Origin of the sequence: Acinetobacter sp. 251-1 (genome assembly GCF_030329305.1) — a bacterium.
Classification (GTDB): Bacteria; Pseudomonadota; Gammaproteobacteria; order Pseudomonadales; family Moraxellaceae; genus Acinetobacter; species Acinetobacter piscicola_A.
This window is the reverse complement of sequence record NZ_JACANS010000001.1, coordinates 256,191-276,821: the sequence shown is the minus strand read 5'-3', so window position 1 is coordinate 276,821 and position 20,631 is coordinate 256,191. Positions and strand designations below refer to the sequence as shown.

Here is a 20,631-nt window from a genome sequence, read left to right as displayed (position 1 = left end):
CCCAGGTCTACGTTTTGCGATCCGTGAAGGTGGTCGTACAGTGGGTGCTGGTGTAGTTTCTAAAGTTACTGCATAATCACTGATTGTGTAAAAAAAGCGCTCCTTTGGGGCGCTTTTTTTGTCATTAATAGAATTAAAATCATATTAAGTTTTTGATGTTGTTCTTTTTATTTCATTGATCATTTTTTTATATTCTATTTGATTAAAGTTGTATTTTAGTCATTGTCTTGAAGATTTTCCTGTTCACTTTATTTCTTATGATAGTTCTTCATGTCCTTAAGTGATATTTGTTTGACCTGATCAGCAATTATTTCAATTCGATAAAAACGTAATATAAAAATAAGAAAAAAAATCACAAAAGATTTAAGTGGTCATTCACTTAATAGGAGTTGTTTTAATGAATGCAAAAGTCAATATTTCTAATCGTGCAGGTGCTTCTTTTCCAGTACGTCGAATGAATTTTAATTTTGATCATGTGCCAGAGTATTGGGCAAATAATTCTGCAGGTATTACTCATTTTATGACAGCATTATCAGCATTGTTTCCTGATGGTGAAAAGCTATTTATCGATTCAGTACGAGCAGTACGTTATCACCCTGCGATTAAAGACAATGAGGCTTTGCAAAAAGAGATTAGTGCTTTTATTGGTCAAGAAGCAATGCATACTCAAGAACATGTGGGTTTTAATGCATCAGCACAAAAATATGGTCATGACGTAGCAAAGTACGAACGTGAAACAGGGCGTTTGATTCAAGCGACACGTAAATGGTTTGCTCGTGCAGTGAAGCCATTTGGTATGACGCAAGAAATGGTAGATTTGACTGCAACTACAGCACTTGAGCATTTTACTGCAACAATTGCTTCAGAGTTATTGCGTAATCCGCATATTCAAGAACTAATGACGGATCCAACCATGTCTTATATGTGGTATTGGCATGCAGTGGAAGAAAATGAACATAAAGCAGTTGCATTTGATGTATATGAGGGTGTATTTGGTACAGGTATAAAAGCTTATGCTTTGCGTAGCACTGCCTTAGTAATCGCAATGGCATTAATTTTGAGTGCACAATCTTCATTTGTCATTCGATTATTAAAAAATGACGGCAAACTCAATCTGAAAGAATTAGGCATCATTTATAAATATGCATATAGTCCATCAAAAGGGATTATTGCAGGAATGACTAAAGAAATGTTGGCATATTTCCGTCCAAGTTTTCATCCAAATGATTTAGATACGGTTGAGCTATTACAGAAATGGAAAACAAAATTAGGGATTTAATGTTGATAGATTAGATTCATATAAAGGAAGATTTTTATAAATCTTCCTTTTTTATTAGACTTCTACATAGAAATTCTTATAATTTGATTTTTGTTAATAAAAGATGATGAACGAAGATGATTCGTTTAATGCAAAGCACAGATTTACATGCTGTTGCTCAGATTGAAAATCTTGTTCAGTCGCATCCTTGGACCTTAAAGCAATTTCAAGAAGCTATTGATAGTTATCAGAGTACGGTACTTGAAATACAAGGAACGGTGGTTGGTTTTTGTATTTTACAACCTGTATTGGATGAAGCAAATTTATTGCTAATGGCTATTCATCCAGCGCAACAAGGTCGAGGCTTGGGTTATCAATTATTAGCTGAATCTATTCAATTATTAAAAAACAATCCAATTCAGGTCTTTTTAGAAGTGCGTGAATCTAATCATGCGGCAATTGCTTTATATGAAAAGTCTGATTTTCATCAAATTGATCTGCGTAAACATTATTATCCGAACAAAGACGGTGGTCGTGAACATGCGATTATCATGGTAAAAAGCTTTACAGATGATTTTTCACAGTTATTTAAAGTTTGAAATATCAAATACTTATTTTATGATGGGTTCATTCCATTCAGAAGGTAAGGTTGTCATGAGCATATTCCCTAATTTGTTAATTTCTTCTTGATCTAAATGGCGACCGATGTGTCGCCATTGCCCATCAAGTAGTAATTCAAAGGGTGCATATTGAGACTTATAATTCATTTTCTGTGAATGTGGCACCCAATAGCCTAAGTATACATAGTCTTTTTGTTGCGATTTTACATATTCAATTTGTTTTAATATCGCAAAAACCCCTAATGAGCGACGATTTTCATCAGGATCAAAAAACGTATATACGGCAGATATTCCGTCATCAAGTGTGTCACACGTAGATACGCTAATCAGTTGATCATCTTTCCAAAGTTCTAAAAAAAAGCTGTCACTACAACTATGGATTAAAAATTTTTCAAATTGGTCATAACTTGGTGGAAACATATCTCCATCTGCATGGCGTTCATTGATATAGCGTTCATACAGTTTATAGTGTGTGATATTTGCATCTTGTGTAGATACGATTTTCATCGTGAGGTCTTGATTGCGCTTCCATGCTTTTCTCTGTGAGCTGTTCATTTTAAATTCGTTGACAGGCACACGGCACGACAAACATTGGCGACAGAGATGACATTCAGGTCGATAGACAAAATCACCGCTACGGCGAAAGCCCATACGTGATAATTCTGATAATGTCACGACATCGATACGATGTGCAGGGTCTAGAAACACCATACGCGCTGATTTTTCAGCTAAATAGCTACAGTCGTGTGGTGGGGTAATATAATATTGTAAGTCGTTCAAGCGGGACTTTGGTTGATATGAGTTCATAACGATATGTCCCTCCAAGTGTTCCTATCCAGTTATTTTCAGTCCATTAATTTTGCAGTTTGCGCTATTGTTTTACTTGAAAATACACGTTCTTGATAACTTTTCCAATCTATAGAGGGGTGTTTAATTACATCTTGTAACGATTTTAAGTAGTCTTGACGAGAAAGTGTACAGGCACCGAGGCTGAGTAAGTGATCATTGACCAATTGACAGTCAATCCAAGGCAGTTGGTTTTCATGACCAAGCAGCATTAATGTATAAAATGCCATTTTAGAGACGTCGGTTTGTGTACTAAACATGGATTCACCAAAACAGCCATGACCAATTGTTACACCGTATAAACCACCAACGACTTTATCTTGATCCCAAACTTCGACACTATAGGCATAACCTTCTTGAAATAGTGCACAGTAACCTTGAATAATATCTTCTGAAATCCATGTTTCATCAGCATAGCTTCTAGGCAGGGAGCAAGAACGAATGACTTGTTCAAAAGCTTGATTGATTGTAATTCTATAATCAAACTTTTTCATGTTACGCACGAGAGATTTACTTGGATGGTAATCTTGTGGTCGGATGATGCAACGGGGTTCAGGGCTCCACCAACAAATTGGTTCACCTTCTGAAAACCATGGAAATAGTCCATGAGTGTACGCTTCAAATAGTGTAGATGGAGTGAGATCTGCACCAATACAAATTAATCCTTCACCATCAGGGTCATATTCTAAAGGATCAGGGAATTTAAATTTTGAAGGATTCAGCATATGTATCAAATAAAAAAAGATCAGCTTTATATTAGCTGATCTTTTTTAGTCATGTATTGCAGAAGTTATGCAAAAAGTTTCAATTGTTTAGCAATTTTAATTTTATCTTGTTCAAGGAAGAGTTGAGCTTTTTCTTGCAAGAGTGTCAGACTTGTTGCTTTGTCTGTAATCGTTTCCCCTTTATCAATGATAAACCAACCTAAATCATTCAATACTTGTTGAGCATATTCAGCAAACTGTTTTGCTGTTTTTAAGCCGTCAATAAAATGTGCACGATAGAATAATTGCGTGAATTGATCAGCATTAATGCCAATACCAGAAATAGGGCAGGCTAAAACTTGATAGTTATTGTGAAAACTGGCTTGTTCTAAAATAAAACGATTTAACTGATGTGCGTGTTGTAGCGTTTCTTGAGAGACTTCTGCTTGACAAGGTTGTGCGAAACCTAAATGGCATAAAATAACCAATGCATTTAAAATTTTTGCATAAGATTGGTCTAGTAATTTTTTTTCAATATCAGCAATGGTTTGCGGAGCATAATTCTCTTGTTTGAACAGTTTGCCTAACGGTTCATAAATGTCTTGGATTAAGTTAAATTCACCCAAATATCCTGTGATGGTTTTAGGTAAGTGCTCAGGTGCTATTAAAAGAACAAAAGCTGTATTTCTTAAGCGAGTTTGTATTTCTAATGGGCTGAGATTATTTTTACCACGGATAAATAAATCTTTTCTAAATTGTGTATTGGCAAAATAGTCGCGGCATTGTTCTCTAAGAATAGGGTGTTCAATTTTATTTAAAAATTGTTGGTGCTCTTCTGAGAAGTTAATACTGTTTAATTGAGTGTTTAAATCTGTTGAGCATGCATAAGTGAGTTTTGCCTCTTCTAAAATGCGTGCAACTTGTTGAAATGAAAAACATTGCCAATCTTGGTTTAAATACTCATGAATTAAATAGTTTGGATTTTGCTTTTGTAAGTCTTGGACTTTGCTTATCGCATTCGGATTACGTTTCGCAAAATTAGGGTTTTGCTGTAATAATGCTTCACTAAAGGCGAGCGAATCTTTGACTTTTTGAATGGGATTATTGCTGATGCTATTAAACTTAAAATGACTATGGAATAATTCACGAATCGGAATATTTGCTGCCCAGCCTGTAACGCAGTTATAGCTGATATAAACAATGCCATTTGGTTTAAGGTATTTACGAATAAATTTTAAAATAATATGTTGATTTTCATGACTAATCCAACTCCAAATTCCATGTAGACTGATAGAGTCTAACATCGGTAAATCTTTGTTGAGAAGTTCTTCAAAACTCGCGTCATAAAACTGATGTGGGATCTGGCTATGTTCTGCAAGCATTGAAGCATGTCCAGCATGAGCAGGGTTGAAGTCAGTACCGATAAATTGTCCTAAATTCGAAGCTGCATGAATGTTTAGACTGACCCCTTGCCCAAAACCTAATTCACAATGAAAATGTTGTTCATTTGAACTAGGACTATCAACACCATTAAGCAATAAACAGAACTTTTGATAATTCGGGCTTAAATCTTTGTAATAACCATACGTATAATTCACTTCTGTTTGATAGCCATCAGTCCATGTGTTGCTCATTTTTTATCCTTAAATAGATCGGTTTTAACGTGAATTCGAGTAAGAAAGTTTCTAAAGAATAGGCATTTGATTCAAAATTTAATCATAAAAAATAAAGATTGCAAATGTCTAACAAGGCACAGCTTACATCACTTCTTTAGTGAATAAATGACTTTTGTGTAGATATTTTTATTACATCATTTGGAATTCTATTAAAAGGAAAATATTGATTAATATCATGTATTTTAAATAGTTCGGATAACAGTGAAATTTTTATAGCAGCTTTTTATTCTTTTAAAGAATATAGTATGTTGTAGATCACGTAGTATTTAAAAGCAAATCGTGATCAATTTTTCTGTTTATACAATAGGGGTATCATTTTGATTTTTAAAAGATATTTTAGTGGCTAAATGAAGGTTGTTGAAAACAATTTTTCTGTTTTGACTGTGTATATAAGTTGTCATAAATAGATATAATTATTTGATCATAAAGAGCTATATCTTTTAAAAAATAGCATTTTTTTGTATTTAAAAATGATAAATATCAATAAAAAAACCGCCATTGCTGACGGTTTTTTTACATTCAAGATAGAAAATTATTTTTCTAAACTATCTAAATAGCGATCAGCATCTAGTGCCGCCATACAGCCTGAACCTGCTGATGTAATTGCTTGGCGATACACATCGTCAGCAACATCACCTGCAGCAAAAACACCAGCCACAGATGTTGCAGTTGCATTGCCAGCTGTGCCACTGTGTACTTGAATATAGCCATTGCGTAGTTCAAGTTGACCCTCAAACATTGCTGTGTTTGGTTTGTGACCAATTGCAACGAATAATCCTGTTACTGCAACATCTTGCTGAGAATCATCAAGTGTTGATTTTAAACGGACTGAGGTTACGCCTGAAGCATCATCCCCGAGAACTTCTTCAACTGCATGATTCCAAATAATGCTGATTTTGCCTTCTTTTTCTTTTTCAAAAAGATGGTCTTGCAAAATTTTCTCAGAACGTAGTTTGTCACGGCGATGTACTAAAGTAACATGTGATGCGATATTTGATAAATATAATGCTTCTTCAACAGCAGTATTACCACCACCTACAACCATGACATTTTGGTTTTTATAGAAGAAACCATCACAGGTTGCACAAGCACTTACACCTTGCCCCATGAACGCTTGTTCAGATTCTAAACCTAAGTACTGTGCAGTTGCACCTGTTGCGATAATTAACGCATCACACGTATATTCTTCCATATCACCTTTGAGCACAAATGGGCGTAAAGTAAGGTCTACTTCATTAATATGGTCATATAAAATTTCAGTGCCAAAGCGTTCAGCATGTGCTTGCATTCGCTCCATTAAAGCAGGGCCTGTTAAACCTTCTGGGTCACCTGGCCAGTTATCTACTTCAGTTGTGGTGGTTAATTGACCGCCAAGTTGCATACCAGCAATTAAAGTTGGTTTTAAATTGGCACGTGCAGCATAAACAGCAGCGCTATAACCCGCAGGGCCAGAACCTAAAATAATTAAACGTGAGTGACGAGCGCTCATTTATGCCATCCTTTTTATATCAGAAAATATAGAATCTGCTAAAATTATACGTGAAAGTTGAATGTGATTGGGGTTGTTCAATGTCGATAAAACTGATGAGCTAAATCGAATTGAACCATATACCGAATATATACAAATAACTTAACAACATACTGCAACAATCTTGCATCTTTTTTGTAAGAACAGGTGCATAATATAAAGATTTCTTGCATGAAGAAAGTAATTCGTTTCATCAAAAGTACATTAATGAATAATTGGTTACAGGACAGTATATGACTGCGGTGTCGAGTGTTTATGCACAGCGCTTTTTATTAACATTATTCTTGATTTCATTTGGGATTTACCTGTTCTTAGCGACAGTGACATATACCCCATTTGATCCAGGCTGGATGCATATCTCGAGTGACACGCAACAAGTGTCTAATGCCAGTGGCGTGGCGGGTGCGTGGATTGCAGATTTACTCTTTGGATTTTTAGGGTGGGCGAGTTTACTCATTCCATTTTATCTTTTTGTTGAAGCGATTCAAGTCTGGTGGCCGAGAAGTTTTTTGAGTAAACCTTTTCGCTATGCAGCACAATTTTTTATTTTATTGACCACATCAAGTTTATTGTATTTATTGTGGAATGTCCCTGCAGATACCTTGGCAAATGCGTCAGGTGGAATTATTGGGTATGAGTTGGGGGAAAGCCTTTCTCAGTTGTTAACCATTTATGGTGCTTGTGCATTTTTATTCATTTTACTTGGCGTACTCTGTACTTTAGCCTTTGGTATTCAGTGGAATAAAACATGGGCAACGCTTAAGGCAACACCAGCATATTTACAAGATTTATTTTATAAAAATGTACCCGAAAGTGAGTCTGCTTATGATTTGACTGCTGAAACTAAACCTGTTGTCAAAACCAAAAAAGCAATAGAGAGAGAACAGCAGAAAGAACATACTGAAGTTGTTGCACAAATGAGTGTAACCCAAACAGCGACAGCAACAAAACATGAACAAGTCGCTGCGCGTTTGTTTGATGATATGGTGGATCAAGAGCACAACATCCAACAAAAAGTATTGTCTGAACATAAAAATGATGACGATGAATTAGAACAAACTTTAGCAAAAGCGCGCCGTTTACAAGAAGACAGTAAACGTTTTGTCCCTACGGGTGAAATTTGGAAGCCTTTGGAACAAAATCAAGATCATAACCGTGATATTGATGCCTTATTACGTGCTTCAGAAGATCATAAAGATCATGTTCATTCGTCGTCAGATTTGTTGAATAACAACATAGTCCATACGGAGCAGAATACGACAGTCCTCAAACACTCTACACATGATGTGCAAGATTTAGATTGGGATGATGACCAAGTTTTTGATGATTTATTGGCGGTTGTACCCAAAGACAATACTGCAACGGATGTACACCGTCCATTTAGTCAAACAGCTGAAGCACATTCAACAGGGCATTCTTTAGATCTTGATCTGCCAAGTTTGGCGCAAGTACAACAGCCTCACTCAAGTCATGATGCTGACCGTTTAGCTGCAGAGTTAGATGATTTAGCACATTTGGCTGATGCATCTATTGAACAAGTCACTGATGTTCAGCCTGAAGTGCGTAGAGCAAGCAGTTATGCACAATCTTCACCTTTGGTAAAAGCTGAAATTCAAACGAATTTAATGACTTCAGTGGTGTCTGAAGAAGAAAAGTCACGTATTTCTTCTGATAAAGATGCATTTAGAGCGGCTTGGCAAGAAACAGCAGGTAAACCTGTTGAAGATGATGTTTTAGATGAAGAATTTGATCTAGATGCACCATTGACGGATGCCTTAGGTCGACCAATGTCTCGTGCAATGCAAGTTGCACAAAAAAGACGTGATTTGCCAACATTACCTGGTTATGAATTATTAGATAAGGTCGATCCTAATAAAAAAGTAAACTTCACGGCTGATCAATTGGCACGCTTGTCTGAGTTATTGGAAATTAAATTACAAGAATTTAATGTTAAAGCCAAAGTGATTGAAGCACAACCAGGACCTGTAGTCACACGTTTTGAATTAGACCTTGCACCAGGGGTAAAAGCGTCTAAAGTGACCAATATTTCACGTGATTTAGCACGATCTATGTCAATGGCTTCGGTACGTGTGGTCGAGGTGATTCCAGGTAAGCCTTATATTGGTATTGAAGTGCCGAACAGTTCCCGTGAAATGGTACGTTTAATTGAATTATTAGAAACTCCGACATTTAAAGATCCTTCGGGATTACTTTCGATGGCGATGGGCAAGGATATTTCAGGCAATCCTGTCATTACTGACTTGGGTAAAGCCCCACATATGTTAGTTGCAGGAACAACAGGCTCAGGTAAATCGGTTGCAGTCAACTCGATGATTTTATCCATGTTATTGAAATATACACCTGACCAGTTGCGTTTGATCCTCATTGATCCAAAACAGCTCGAACTTGCTAACTATAATGATATTCCTCATCTTTTAACGCCTGTTGTAACGGACATGAAAGATGCTGTAAGTGCGCTGAATTGGTGTGTGAATGAGATGGAACGCCGTTATAAATTAATGTCATTCTTAAAAATCCGTAAATTGGCAGACTATAATCGTAAGGTTGAAGAAGCAATCGCCAATGGTGAAGACTTAATCGACCCGACATGGAAGCCATCAGATTCAGCAACACAAGAACGTGCACCGCGCTTACAGCCATTACCTTCGATTGTGATTGTGGCTGATGAATTTGCAGACATGATCATGCAAGTGGGAAAAAAAGCAGAAGAAATGATCACGCGTTTGGCTCAAAAGTCACGTGCAGCGGGAATTCATTTACTTCTTGCAACACAGCGTCCATCGGTCGATGTGATTACCGGTTTAATTAAAGCGAATATACCGACGCGTGTGGCTCTGCGTGTCAATAGTAAAATTGATTCACGTACTATTTTAGATGCAGGCGGCGCAGAGGATTTACTTGGTCATGGTGACATGTTGTTCTTAGGACCAGGTAAAATTGAACCTGAACGTGTACATGGTGCATTTATTTCGGATGATGAAGTCAACCGAATTTGTGATGCATGGCGTGAACGTGGTGATCCAAATTATGTTGACGAGATTTTAACGCCATATGATGAAGAGCCAACATCAAAAGGCTTTGAAGATGGCGATGGTGATCCAAATCGTGATGCTTTATATGATCAGTGCGTCTCTTTTGTGCTAGAAACACGTAAAGTATCTGTTTCATCTTTACAGCGTAAATTTAGTTTGGGTTATAACCGTGCTGCACGTATTGTTGACCAGATGGAAGAACAGGGCATTGTGAGTGCAATGGGACCAAATGGCAAACGAGAAATTTTAGTTTGATTTAGTTTAACTTGAGATTTGCAATGAGTTTCGGCTCATTGCAATTTTGTAGCACACTTAGTGGCTAATTCAGCGAGATTTTTAATTTGAAATAAATCATTTTAAATTCAAGATGTTCTTTCACCCAATAGGGGATCTCTCATGTTATTGGCATTAAGTACCTTAGTTTTTATTCATTTTTGTGCTTTAGTGACACCAGGTCCAGATTTTTTTATTGTTTCTCAAACTGCGATTAGTCGTTCTCGTACTCAAGCAATGTGTGTGGTATTGGGAATTACAGTTGCGGTAGTGCTGTGGGCATTTTTTGCTTTAATAGGCTTAAATTATATTTTTGAAAAATTTGTTTGGTTTAAACAGGTCATGTTGGTATTGGGCGGTATTTATTTATGTTGGTTAGGTTTTCAGTTGTTAAAATCTGCATTTTCCAAGCAAAAAATAAATAGTCCAATCTTTGAAGTTGAATTGCCTAAAAGCCATTTTAAATTTTTTATGAAAGGTTTGTTGACGAACTTATCTAATCCGAAGGCTGTGATTTACTTTGGTAGTGTTTTTTCTATGTTTCTTGCAAATCCTCAATTAGATCAAATGCATGCTGTTTTGCTATTGATTGTTGGCGTGGAAACATTGATGTGGTTTGTCTTTGTGGCATTTATTTTTTCATTACCCCGTTTTAAAACTGCTTATCAACGTGCAGCAAAATGGATTGATGGTATCGCTGGTGGATTATTTACTGCATTTGGATCTTATTTAATTATTAATAAGTAATTATCAATAAATGATTGTAAATTTTAAGTGGAAAGGTTTAAGAATTGATTCTAGTCATAAAAAACCTGCAATTGTGCAGGTTTTTTTAATCTTATTTGTGCTTATGCAAATTTTGCTAAAACTTCTAAAAAGCCTTCTTTTTGACGTGGATACTGTGTGATCACGTCATGGATACGTTGACCTTCAGGATTGGTTGCATTGATGTCACGACCATCGGCAATAAATTTATTCAACAGGCGTTCATAGTCAAAAGGACGCATGTGTTTAAAAGCATGATAAAGCACATGAAAGTCAGCATTGACACCTGCAGGAGGTAACTGATCTAAATAGGCAAAAACACGCTCGTCCGACCATTCTTCGTTGAACGTTGCTGGCTGTGAAAGTGCCATAACAGCATCTCCTCAAAATAAAAAATTGACATTCTTCAGTATTATAAAAAGCTTTTGCAAGACTGTTTATAAGGAATACTGCAAAGGTTTTCTGAATTATGTCTAATAAAAAAGGGCAAAATATGAGATTAGATGAGTCAAGCATTGCTTTACTTCATCTCATGACTTGCAGCGCTGCTGTAAGTCAACTGAATAGAATCAAATCTCTATTCAGCTTGTCTCATATTTTGCCCTGAATCAATTCACTTGACTAATCAATAATGAAATTAACGTTCTTCAGGTAAATTGATATTCATTTCTAGCATTTCAATGTTTGCTTCTGAACGTACAGACATTTGAATATGTTGTTCATCTACGCCACGAACATAGCGGTTCACAACTTGCATGATTTCTTTTTTCATTTGATCAATTTTATCTTGACTCAAACGTTTGCCTAAACCTTGTTCAGAGGCAACAATGACTTTCAAACGATCTTTAGCAGTTTGCGCACTTGAAGGCTTGTCATCATTACTAAATAATTTACTCCAAAATCCCGCCATTCTTACGCTCCAAATAATCTCGCTAACCAACCTTTAGGCTTAACAGTAATATGTCGATATGGACGCTCTTCACCAAGGAAACGAGCAACTAAGTCATCATAAGCTTGTCCTGCACTTGCTTCTGTATACAAAATAACAGGTTTCCCTTCGTTGGATGCTTGTAGCACGCTTGGACATTCAGGAATTACACCTAAAGTCGGGATACGTAAAATATCTTTTGAAATATCATCAATAGTTAACATTTCTTGTTTGTCGGCACGTTCTGGGTTGAAACGTGTGATACATAAATGTTTACGTACTCGTCCTTCGTTGTTTTCGATTTTCTTGGTTTTGCTGTCTAGCATTCCGATGATACGGTCAGAATCTCGAACTGAAGAAATTTCTGGGTTGGTTACAATAATTGCTTCATCTGCATGGTACATTGCCAAAATAGCACCACGTTCGATCCCTGCAGGAGAGTCACAGATAATATAATCAAACTCTTGTGAAAGCTCATCCATCACACGTGCAACGCCTTCGTCTGTTAAGGCATCTTTGTCGCGGGTTTGTGATGCAGGTAAAATATAAAGATTTTCGATGTCTTTATCACGGATTAAAGCCTGTTGTAAACGTGCTTCATTATTCAAAACATTCACGAAGTCATAAACGACACGGCGTTCACAACCCATGATCAAGTCTAAGTTTCGTAGACCGACATCAAAATCAATAACAACAGTTTTATGACCACGAAGGGCTAGTCCTGTTGCAAAAGATGCACTTGTTGTAGTTTTACCTACGCCACCTTTGCCTGATGTAACGACAACAATTTTGGCCACCGAATCCACTCCTGTTATGGTCATTCATCCCCTTTGTGAGGGGAGTTTATTATGGTGTTAATTTATACATTAAAATTGCAGAACTGAAAACTCAAGTTCTTGCTGGTCATTCAAGTAAATATGCACAGATTTTTTGATGAATTCCGCTGGAATATCATCAGCTACACAATATGTTCCCGCAATAGAAACCAATTCAGCTTCTAAGGAATGACAAAAAATTCTTGCAGCGCTATTACCGCCTGCACCTGCAATCACTCTACCACGAACACTGCCATAAATATGTATATTTCCAGAAGCAATCACTTCTGAACCACTATTTATTCCAGCATTCAAAATGATGTCACCATGATCTTGTACTAAACATTGTCCAGTCCGCAGAATTTCGTCATGATAAGACGTTATATGGCTAACCGTAGTGTGTTGTTGTGTAACTTTCGATGGTGCATCTGTATTGTCATGTGCAGGTGAAGCTGTTGCGGGTGCTGCAACCACCTGTTCTTTCGTTGCTTTAATACGTTGTAAAGGTCGGTCAGAAGGCAGGATTGGAAATTGAATCGCTTGAGCTTGTTCGCTTAAAATGCCATCAATCACGCCCATCGGTTGTAAATCTAGGCTAATTAATAGCTGAATTAACGCAATGAGTTCTTGTTCAACAGTACTGTCGAGAACGACCAAAGCCCCTTGATAAGAAGTTTCTGCCATCATAGCGCTAAGTTGCTGGCGGATAGCATCATGATCATTTGTATCGAAGATTAATCGGGTAAAATTAACCATTCTGCCTGTAATCCGTATATCAGCCATAACTATTCCTTAAAGGCTCGTCACCTGAAAATGATAAATAAAGTCAAACTTTAAAAACTGCTCAAATGCTAGAACAAATTGAACGATTTCTCTAGCATAGATACAAATATTTGCATTGATTTGCTCAATCTTTGAATCACTTAATCATTGGCTTGATCATATTTTTCGAGTTCAATCTGCCATTGTTTAATTTTCACTTGTTTACGGATCGCTGCTAAGCTTTCATAGACTGCTGATTCGACCAATTGTTCTAAGGCTTTATTTTCAATGTTTAATTGGCTTAGTTTGTCAGAAATGAGCATATAAATTTGGTTCGGATGAGCATGTGAACCAGCAGTTAAAGGAGAAATCAACCCTTGAGTAATGTTTTCACCTAAACGCTGACCAATACTCTGGATTTGATTTTCAATCATGCCACCTGCAATGGGAATCAGTCTGAGTAGTTGAGTCAGTTGAGGGGTATCTTCAATCGCTTGTTTGACGATTTGCCCAACGTTGTCTGCAATGAAGCGTTGCTGTGCTTTGAGTTCGGTGGCGAGCGTATCTTGTAAAATCTCTGCTAAGACCTGAGCAAATATTTCTCGGTGATGATCGACCAATTCATGAATAATTTTTTTATGACTTGAACTGGTATCAAGCTCATATTTAATCCCATCAATGACAGAAACAACAACACGGTCAGAAATTTCTTCCATCACCACGCGATAATAAAACAATACCTTTTTCATGATATTGTCAGGAATAACTTTATAGCCTAACTCATGTAAACGATAGGCAATAATGCCTGCACGAATTAGACGTAAGAAACGTAAATAAGGAATAATTGCTAAAATTTCATACCAATGAATAAAAGGGAAGAAAAACCAACGCTGATGATGTTTGTAGATAATGGCAATCAACCAACGAATGGCGAGTTCAACTACTAAAAATAAAATAAACCATCCTTCAGTTTTAATCACCCATGGATGTAAGTCTGATTTATAAAAAGCTAAAACTTCAGGCAAATGAATTTCATTAAAAAATAATTGCCCAAAACTGCTCATTAAAAATAAGTTAGCGCATAGACAAAACAGGTTGAAGACAATGATCGCCATCATGAAAATGTCATACACTAAAAACATTTTCCAACCCAAAGTATTGTGATGTTGTGGGCGAATACTTTTTTGCTTCGCTGTAGCCTGTTCTGTCATAACGATCCTTATTCTTTTCTATATCATTTTTTAGTTTTGATATTTTTGTTTCATCGAACTAATCAATTGATCTTTGTCTTGCCATAACTCATCGACCCAATGTTGAAATTTAGCACGGTATTCTGCATCTTCTTCATAATCACCGCCCAATACCCATGTTGGAATTTCGATTTTACGTAGATTAACTACGATTCGTGGAACTTCACCGAGCCAAAATTCGCCATAGCCTGGTGCACCATCAGGATAGACAATGGTCATGTCAACGAGGGCATCGATTTGATCACCTAAAATGTTCAATGCTAGAGCTAATCCGCCAGCTTTCGGTTTAAGTAAGTTACGATAGGGGGACTGTTGCTGTTGATGTTTTTCAGGGGTGAAGCGTGTACCTTCAAGATAGTTTAATAACGTAAAGGGTTGGCTCAATAATTGTTCACATGCTTTACGAGCTTCTGCCATGTCTTGATGTTTTAAGGCTGGATTTTTTTCGATTTGTGCTTTGCTATGACGCTTCATCATTGGAAAGCCTAAAATTTTAAAGGCTTGTCCCACAAAAGGAATAAAAATAAGTTCCCATTTGGTAAAGAAACGGGTCAGTGGCATACGGGTTAAGCCAAAATATTGATTAACTGTGGTATCGACCCAACTTTGATGATTACAGGTCATAAGGTAGCGACCTTGCATATTTAAGTCGAGATTTTGATCGACTGAAATCTCCCACTGTGTTTCAGGTAAGATATGATCGATGAGCCAATTGTTGACACTTAACCAACTGTTGGTAATTTGAATATTGGTTTCATCAACTTTTTTAGATTGTTTAAAGAGTTTGGTTAATCCGAGTGCTAATACAGGTGGACCATGAAAAAAAGTACTTCCTGTAATCACAGAACCGACAGTAAAGCCTTTGCTTATTTTTTTTAAAAAAGGGTGTTTCTGCTGTTGAGATGACATAGAAAAGTCCTAAAAAAGAGTTTTATGTGCGCATGACTGCTTTTAAATATAGTCGTTGTTTATGCAATTAAAAAGTCTGATTTCTTAACTATGTATAAATTATGATGAACTACACTGAAAATACTCAGTTATTTATTTCAAAATGTAACGAATGGGGATATTTTTAACAAAATGTCAATGGTTTAAGCGCATAATTTAAATCATTATTTCTAACATAGAAAAACACCAACCTTGGAGGCATGTAATGCGTGCACTTGTAATCTCTGCGGTAGTAGGGGCTTTGGCACTTTCTGGTTGCCAAAATATGGAATATGATAAAGCAGCAATTGGTACTGGCTTAGGTGCATTATTAGGCGCTGGTATTGCGTATTCAAATGCTGATAAAGATAAAATGGGTCAAGCTGCTGCAATTGGTGCAGTTGTTGGTGCAGGTGCAGGAGCACTGCTTGATCGTAAAGAAAAACGTTTACGTGAAGAGTTAGCGGGTACAGGTGTTGATGTAAACCGTAATCCAGATGGCTCAATCAATATGGTAATGCCAAGTGTAACTTTCGCAACAAACTCAGCATCAATTCAACCTAAATTCCAATCAGCGTTAAATGACGTTGCTCGTGTATTGGCTGAAGGTGGTACAGCTGGTAAATTAGCACTTGTTATTCATGGTCATACCGATAACACAGGTAATGATTCAATCAATATTCCATTGTCTCAAAGCCGTGCAAGTTCAGTATTGAACTATCTTGCGACTCAAGGTATTTCTGCGTCTCGTATGACAGCGAGAGGTTATGGTTCAACTTCGCCAGTTGCTGATAACTCAACAGCTGCAGGTCGTGAACAAAACCGTCGTGTAGAAATCACAGTTTATGAAACTAAATAATTATTGTTTCTAAATTGACTTAAAGAACCACCTTCGGGTGGTTTTTTATTTGTGAAAAAGCTTGCAAAAAAGCATGAAAAATTAGGCAAGATCGCTTTTGATGACTATAATCTAGCTCGAAGTTTTTAGAGGATGAACAATGTCAAAAGCAAGTCAGTTGAACGACAAGCAACTTGAAGCCATGAAGTATACTCAAGGACCCTTGTTAGTACTTGCAGGGGCAGGTTCAGGCAAAACTTCAGTGATTACCCGTAAAATTGCCTATTTGGTACAACAGTGTGGCATTCCTGCACATCGTATTACGGCAATGACATTTACCAACAAAGCTGCTCGTGAAATGAAAGAGCGTGTGGGTAAACTGCTGGGTAAAGAAGAGGGCAAAGGGCTTTCTGTATCGACGTTCCATACCTTCGGTTTAAATTTATTACGTTTAGAACTGAAGCACACGCCTTTAAAAAATAACTTTTCGATCTTAGATGCTGATGACTGTAAACGTATTTTGATGGATTTGATGCATCGCGATAATTTATCAGGTGCAGAAAGTAAAGATTTGATCGCCAAAGCCATGAAGAAAATTTCGGATTGGAAAAACGATCTGATTTTACCTGAGCAAGCACACAATACCTGTGAAACCACAGAAGATGTGCAATTTGCTCATTTATATCAACTTTATGAGCGTAATTTACGTGCTTATAATGCCGTAGATTTTGATGATTTGATCGTGATGCCAACACGGTTGTTACAAGACAATGCCGAAGTACGTGACCGTTGGCAAAATCGTATTCGTTATTTACTGGTTGATGAATATCAAGACACCAACACCGCACAGTATATTTTAGTGAAATTACTGGTTGGTGTGATGGGGCAGTTCACCGCCGTAGGTGATGATGACCAATCGATTTACGCATGGCGTGGTGCAAAGCCTGAAAATATGGCATTGCTCAAAGAAGACTTTCATAATTTAAAAGTGATTAAGCTTGAACAAAATTATCGTTCAACCAGTCGTATTTTAAAAGCAGCAAACCATGTGATTGACAACAATCCGCATATTTTTGATAAAAAATTGTGGAGTGATAAAGGGCATGGTGAAGTCATTCGTGTCATTACTTGTCGTAATGATGATGATGAATCTGAACGTGTAGTGAAAGATTTACTAACGCATAAATTGATGAATGGGAAAAATTGGAAAGATTATGCGGTGTTGTATCGCGGAAATTTCCAAGCCCGTGTACTCGAAACCCAACTGCGTCAAATGCAAATTCCTTATAAACTTTCAGGTGGTCAGTCTTTCTTTGCGCGTGCTGAAATCAAAGACATCATGAGTTATTTAAGGGTAATTATTAACCCTGAAGATGACAGTGCTTTCTTACGCATTATCAATACCCCAAAACGTGCGATTGGTCCTGTGACACTGGAAAAATTGGGTTTATTTGCCCAAGAAAATCATTTATCACTTTTAGCTGCTGCAAGTGATCAACGTCTTACCATGGTGATGCCGAAAAAAGCGACGACACAACTGGCTGAGTTTGCAGGTTTTATTGAAGACTTTACCCGTGAACTATTAGATGATGATGAGCCTGTGCCGAAAATTCGTCAGATGATGAATGAAGCAGGCTATATTGATTATTTACGTGAATCTGCTGCTACACCTGCGCAAGAAAAAACCAAGTTGGATAATGTAGAGATGCTATATAGCAGTATCCAAAGTTTGATTAATCGTGCCGAAGATGTCGATGAAAAAAACATTGAAAGTGTGATTCGTAAAATGGTGTTGCTTGATATGCTTGAACAGCAACAGGAAGAAGAAGACACGGATAAAGTGAATCTGTTGACCTTGCATGCATCAAAAGGTTTAGAGTTTCCATTTGTTTATATCATGGGTTTAGAGGAAGAGTTGCTTCCGCATAAAAACTCGATTGCGGCTGAAACTATCGAAGAAGAACGCCGTTTGATGTATGTGGGGATTACTCGAGCACAACAGGGCTTGACCTTGACCTTGGCGGAACAGCGCAAAAATGGCGGACAAATGAAGCAAATGACCCCAAGTCGTTTCCTAGATGAGTTGCCACAAGATGAATTGGATTGGTTAGGACGCAAGAAAAAGTTGGCTGAAAATGTCGATCCAAAACAGCAAGCACAGCATTATCTACAAAATTTAAAAGCGTTATTAAAACGTTAATTTACCCTTTTATTTCTTTTTAAATCTCTCTGACCTGTGTGGGAATAAGAGAGATTTTTAGTTTTCATTGTGTTCAATATAGGATTTTAGTATGAAAGTGCAAGTCAAAGTACTTGATCAGCGTTTAGGTCAAGAATGGCCAATGCCAACATATGCGACAACAGGTTCAGCAGGTTTAGATCTACGTGCATGTGTAGATGAAGCGACACAAATTGAACCGGGTCAAACGGTTTTAGTGAAAACAGGTTTGGCGATTTATATTCAAGACCCAAGTTTTGCAGGCTTAGTATTACCACGTTCAGGCTTAGGACATAAGCATGGTATTGTTTTGGGTAATTTGGTCGGCTTGATTGATTCAGATTATCAAGGTGAATTGATGGTATCTGTGTGGAATCGTGGACAGACTACATTTACCTTAGAGCCTGGTGAACGTTTAGCACAATATGTGCTTGTGCCTGTGGTACAAGCTGAGTTTGATTTAGTCAATGATTTTGAAGCGACTGAACGTGGTGCAGGTGGTTTTGGACATACAGGTCAGAATTGATCTACATTTGTAATTTTTTAGATAAAAAAGCCTGTTGATCAGGCTTTTTGTCATTTTTTCTCACTTTGTAACCAAAAGTATATTTAAAATATGTTTTATATTTGCCTATAGTTATATCAACAATTTTAAATCATTTTGATTTTGTCCCCATTATAAAAAGGTGACTCTATATTGGTTATCTAAAGGGCGGAAGTCATTAGAAGTATTGCTTATGATCAATTCCTTAGAATTTCCACATCATATTTTTCGTGCATATGATATTCGTGGAAAAGTTGAATTATTAACACCTGAATTGGTTTACTGTATTGCGCAAGCTTTAGTAAAACAATATCAGCAACAACAACAAGACCAGATTGTCATTGGATATGATGCACGTTTGACGAGTCCAATTTTTGCCAAAATTATAGAAAATGTATTTTTACAACATCATTTTAAAGTGATTTCGATTGGCTGCTGTGCGTCGCCACAAATGTATTTTGCTGCAAGAAAAACACAGGGCAATGGCATTATTGTGACTGCGAGTCATAATCCTAAAACTGACAATGGGATAAAGTGGATTATCAATGCTGAGCCCCCTTGTCCTGATATGATTCAAGCAGTGGGTCAAGAAGCGAAGCATGTATTGGCACAACAAAAATCAGCAATGGTCGTGCCACAAGTCAAACCTGAAATCAAAACAGAATTTTGTACAGCCTATCAAGCCGCAATTTTACGTGATATTTATTTAAAACGACCCTTGAAAGTGGTGATTGATGGTTTAAATGGTTCGGCAGGATTTTGTTCACACATTATTTTGAAAAAACTGGGCTGTGAAGTGATTGCTTTACGCTGTAATGCCGATGGTAATTTTCCTGATCATGCACCTGATCCATCTCAAGCGACACATTTGGAATTATTACGACAAAATATTTTAACTCATCAAGCTGATCTTGGGATTGCACTGGATGGCGATGGCGATCGTGTGGTGATTTTAGATGAAAATGCGCACATTATTTCTGCAGATCGTTTAATGGCTTTATTTGCACAGATTTGTCTGCGTGCCAATCCACATCGTGAAATTGTTTTTGATGTGAAATGTTCTTCTATGGTACGTGAAACTATTAAAAAAATGGGGGGTAAAGCCACCATGATTCGTACAGGCAGTAGTTTTTTACGCAAATATTTAACCCAATCTAAAGGGCAGGCTGTTTTTGGCGGCGAATATGCAGGGCATTATGTATTTAATGATGGACGTGGTCTAGGCTACGATGATGGTATCTATGCAGCGTTGCGTGTAATGGAATATTTATGTGAATCGCCCAAGGAAACGACGTTATCGCAAATGTTGGCAGCTTATCCTGAACGTTGTTATACCGAAGATACTTATATCAGCACGCATAGTACCAATCCTAAAAAAGTGTTGAGTGAAATTGAACAGTTGAGCACAGGTTATGGGGCAGAATTGATTAAAATAGATGGCATTCGACTTGATTTTGATCATGGATTTGGCATTATTCGAGCATCAAATACGGGTGAGTTTTTTACAGTACGTTTTGATGCCGACAATCCATCACGTTTAGATGAAATTCGGCAAACATTTGCGTCTATGTTGCATGATCATTATCCTATGATTGCTCAAGACATTTTGAAAGCTCATTAATATCA

At 37.1% G+C, this 20,631-nt stretch carries 19 protein-coding genes; 9 read left to right on the top strand and 10 right to left on the bottom strand.

What is annotated here, in order from left to right; all coding sequences use genetic code 11:
• The 3 genes from HX129_RS01360 to rimI form a co-directional block, all read left to right on the top strand.
• Nucleotides 1–76: EF-Tu C-terminal domain-related protein (locus HX129_RS01360; RefSeq protein WP_502872623.1), on the top strand; the 76-nt coding region annotated here is incomplete at its 5' end.
• Nucleotides 77–397: 321 nt separating this feature from the next.
• Nucleotides 398–1,279, top strand: coding sequence for a metal-dependent hydrolase (locus HX129_RS01355; RefSeq protein ID WP_286433204.1), 882 nt, complete (start codon nucleotides 398–400; stop codon nucleotides 1,277–1,279).
• Nucleotides 1,280–1,395: 116 nt separating this feature from the next.
• A complete protein-coding gene (rimI, locus tag HX129_RS01350) occupies nucleotides 1,396–1,857 on the top strand; it encodes a ribosomal protein S18-alanine N-acetyltransferase (RefSeq protein ID WP_180047790.1) in 462 nt (153 codons plus the stop codon).
• 12 nt (nucleotides 1,858–1,869) lie between these two features.
• On the opposite strand, the gene HX129_RS01345 is transcribed toward rimI, so the two are convergent.
• From HX129_RS01345 to trxB, 4 genes are all read right to left on the bottom strand, one after another.
• Nucleotides 1,870–2,685 carry an arginyltransferase gene (locus tag HX129_RS01345; RefSeq protein ID WP_130074043.1) on the bottom strand — a complete coding sequence of 272 codons (816 nt, stop codon included), beginning with the start codon at nucleotides 2,683–2,685 and terminating at the stop codon, nucleotides 1,870–1,872.
• Between the two features lie 38 nt (nucleotides 2,686–2,723).
• Entirely contained in the window at nucleotides 2,724–3,449 is a 726-nt protein-coding gene (aat, locus tag HX129_RS01340) for a leucyl/phenylalanyl-tRNA--protein transferase (protein WP_218946383.1), read from the bottom strand.
• Between the two features lie 65 nt (nucleotides 3,450–3,514).
• Nucleotides 3,515–5,062 (bottom strand): class I SAM-dependent methyltransferase, encoded by a 1,548-nt coding sequence (locus HX129_RS01335; protein ID WP_286433203.1) that lies wholly within the window; start codon nucleotides 5,060–5,062, stop codon nucleotides 3,515–3,517.
• A 574-nt stretch (nucleotides 5,063–5,636) separates the two neighbouring features.
• Nucleotides 5,637–6,593 carry a thioredoxin-disulfide reductase gene (gene trxB, locus HX129_RS01330; protein WP_286433202.1) on the bottom strand — a complete coding sequence of 319 codons (957 nt, stop codon included), beginning with the start codon at nucleotides 6,591–6,593 and terminating at the stop codon, nucleotides 5,637–5,639.
• Nucleotides 6,594–6,865: 272 nt separating this feature from the next.
• Here trxB and HX129_RS01325 point away from each other — a divergent pair, with 272 nt between their 5' ends.
• Both HX129_RS01325 and HX129_RS01320 read left to right on the top strand, forming a co-directional pair.
• Nucleotides 6,866–9,940: a DNA translocase FtsK gene (locus HX129_RS01325; RefSeq protein ID WP_286433201.1), complete on the top strand. Its 3,075-nt coding sequence runs from the start codon at nucleotides 6,866–6,868 to the stop codon at nucleotides 9,938–9,940.
• Between the two features lie 141 nt (nucleotides 9,941–10,081).
• Nucleotides 10,082–10,705 carry a LysE family transporter gene (locus HX129_RS01320; protein ID WP_286433200.1) on the top strand — a complete coding sequence of 208 codons (624 nt, stop codon included), beginning with the start codon at nucleotides 10,082–10,084 and terminating at the stop codon, nucleotides 10,703–10,705.
• A 101-nt stretch (nucleotides 10,706–10,806) separates the two neighbouring features.
• Here HX129_RS01320 and HX129_RS01315 read toward each other — a convergent pair whose 3' ends face one another.
• The 6 genes from HX129_RS01315 to yihG form a co-directional block, all read right to left on the bottom strand.
• On the bottom strand, nucleotides 10,807–11,094 hold the full coding sequence (locus HX129_RS01315) for a PA4642 family protein (RefSeq protein WP_286433199.1): 288 nt from the start codon (nucleotides 11,092–11,094) through the stop codon (nucleotides 10,807–10,809).
• Nucleotides 11,095–11,360: 266 nt separating this feature from the next.
• Nucleotides 11,361–11,633, bottom strand: coding sequence for a cell division topological specificity factor MinE (gene minE / locus HX129_RS01310; RefSeq protein ID WP_004648029.1), 273 nt, complete (start codon nucleotides 11,631–11,633; stop codon nucleotides 11,361–11,363).
• Between the two features lie 2 nt (nucleotides 11,634–11,635).
• Entirely contained in the window at nucleotides 11,636–12,448 is an 813-nt protein-coding gene (gene minD / locus HX129_RS01305; RefSeq protein ID WP_130074058.1) for a septum site-determining protein MinD, read from the bottom strand.
• A 69-nt stretch (nucleotides 12,449–12,517) separates the two neighbouring features.
• On the bottom strand, nucleotides 12,518–13,249 hold the full coding sequence (minC, locus tag HX129_RS01300; RefSeq protein WP_130074037.1) for a septum site-determining protein MinC: 732 nt from the start codon (nucleotides 13,247–13,249) through the stop codon (nucleotides 12,518–12,520).
• 140 nt (nucleotides 13,250–13,389) lie between these two features.
• On the bottom strand, nucleotides 13,390–14,439 hold the full coding sequence (locus HX129_RS01295) for a preprotein translocase subunit SecA (protein WP_286433198.1): 1,050 nt from the start codon (nucleotides 14,437–14,439) through the stop codon (nucleotides 13,390–13,392).
• A gap of 30 nt (nucleotides 14,440–14,469) precedes the next feature.
• Nucleotides 14,470–15,387: a 1-acylglycerol-3-phosphate O-acyltransferase, YihG family gene (gene yihG, locus HX129_RS01290; protein ID WP_174493246.1), complete on the bottom strand. Its 918-nt coding sequence runs from the start codon at nucleotides 15,385–15,387 to the stop codon at nucleotides 14,470–14,472.
• 244 nt (nucleotides 15,388–15,631) lie between these two features.
• On the opposite strand from yihG, the gene HX129_RS01285 reads away from it, so the two are divergent.
• The 4 genes from HX129_RS01285 to HX129_RS01270 all read left to right on the top strand — a co-directional run bounded on the left by HX129_RS01285 (nucleotide 15,632) and on the right by HX129_RS01270 (nucleotide 20,626).
• Nucleotides 15,632–16,264 carry a YiaD family glycine zipper/OmpA-like lipoprotein gene (locus HX129_RS01285; RefSeq protein ID WP_130074034.1) on the top strand — a complete coding sequence of 211 codons (633 nt, stop codon included), beginning with the start codon at nucleotides 15,632–15,634 and terminating at the stop codon, nucleotides 16,262–16,264.
• A gap of 139 nt (nucleotides 16,265–16,403) precedes the next feature.
• Complete coding sequence (locus HX129_RS01280; protein ID WP_174493245.1) at nucleotides 16,404–18,443, top strand: UvrD-helicase domain-containing protein; 2,040 nt, start codon at nucleotides 16,404–16,406, stop codon at nucleotides 18,441–18,443.
• A gap of 91 nt (nucleotides 18,444–18,534) precedes the next feature.
• On the top strand, nucleotides 18,535–18,987 hold the full coding sequence (dut, locus tag HX129_RS01275; protein ID WP_130074032.1) for a dUTP diphosphatase: 453 nt from the start codon (nucleotides 18,535–18,537) through the stop codon (nucleotides 18,985–18,987).
• A 211-nt stretch (nucleotides 18,988–19,198) separates the two neighbouring features.
• Nucleotides 19,199–20,626: a phosphomannomutase/phosphoglucomutase gene (locus HX129_RS01270; RefSeq protein WP_286433197.1), complete on the top strand. Its 1,428-nt coding sequence runs from the start codon at nucleotides 19,199–19,201 to the stop codon at nucleotides 20,624–20,626.
• The last annotated feature ends 5 nt before the right edge of the window (nucleotides 20,627–20,631 follow it).

What these genes read in the sequence shown, in the direction of transcription:
- HX129_RS01355 (WP_286433204.1), top strand. Translation starts at nt 398, where the DNA reads ATGAATGCAAAAGTCAATATTTCTAATCGTGCAGGTGCTTCTTTTCCA.
- rimI (WP_180047790.1), top strand. Translation starts at nt 1,396, where the DNA reads ATGATTCGTTTAATGCAAAGCACAGATTTACATGCTGTTGCTCAGATT.
- HX129_RS01345 (WP_130074043.1), bottom strand. Translation starts at nt 2,685, where the DNA reads ATGAACTCATATCAACCAAAGTCCCGCTTGAACGACTTACAATATTAT.
- aat (WP_218946383.1), bottom strand. Translation starts at nt 3,449, where the DNA reads ATGCTGAATCCTTCAAAATTTAAATTCCCTGATCCTTTAGAATATGAC.
- HX129_RS01335 (WP_286433203.1), bottom strand. Translation starts at nt 5,062, where the DNA reads ATGAGCAACACATGGACTGATGGCTATCAAACAGAAGTGAATTATACG.
- trxB (WP_286433202.1), bottom strand. Translation starts at nt 6,593, where the DNA reads ATGAGCGCTCGTCACTCACGTTTAATTATTTTAGGTTCTGGCCCTGCG.
- HX129_RS01325 (WP_286433201.1), top strand. Translation starts at nt 6,866, where the DNA reads ATGACTGCGGTGTCGAGTGTTTATGCACAGCGCTTTTTATTAACATTA.
- HX129_RS01320 (WP_286433200.1), top strand. Translation starts at nt 10,082, where the DNA reads ATGTTATTGGCATTAAGTACCTTAGTTTTTATTCATTTTTGTGCTTTA.
- HX129_RS01315 (WP_286433199.1), bottom strand. Translation starts at nt 11,094, where the DNA reads ATGGCACTTTCACAGCCAGCAACGTTCAACGAAGAATGGTCGGACGAG.
- minE (WP_004648029.1), bottom strand. Translation starts at nt 11,633, where the DNA reads ATGGCGGGATTTTGGAGTAAATTATTTAGTAATGATGACAAGCCTTCA.
- minC (WP_130074037.1), bottom strand. Translation starts at nt 13,249, where the DNA reads ATGGCTGATATACGGATTACAGGCAGAATGGTTAATTTTACCCGATTA.
- HX129_RS01295 (WP_286433198.1), bottom strand. Translation starts at nt 14,439, where the DNA reads ATGACAGAACAGGCTACAGCGAAGCAAAAAAGTATTCGCCCACAACAT.
- yihG (WP_174493246.1), bottom strand. Translation starts at nt 15,387, where the DNA reads ATGTCATCTCAACAGCAGAAACACCCTTTTTTAAAAAAAATAAGCAAA.
- HX129_RS01285 (WP_130074034.1), top strand. Translation starts at nt 15,632, where the DNA reads ATGCGTGCACTTGTAATCTCTGCGGTAGTAGGGGCTTTGGCACTTTCT.
- HX129_RS01280 (WP_174493245.1), top strand. Translation starts at nt 16,404, where the DNA reads ATGTCAAAAGCAAGTCAGTTGAACGACAAGCAACTTGAAGCCATGAAG.
- dut (WP_130074032.1), top strand. Translation starts at nt 18,535, where the DNA reads ATGAAAGTGCAAGTCAAAGTACTTGATCAGCGTTTAGGTCAAGAATGG.
- HX129_RS01270 (WP_286433197.1), top strand. Translation starts at nt 19,199, where the DNA reads ATGATCAATTCCTTAGAATTTCCACATCATATTTTTCGTGCATATGAT.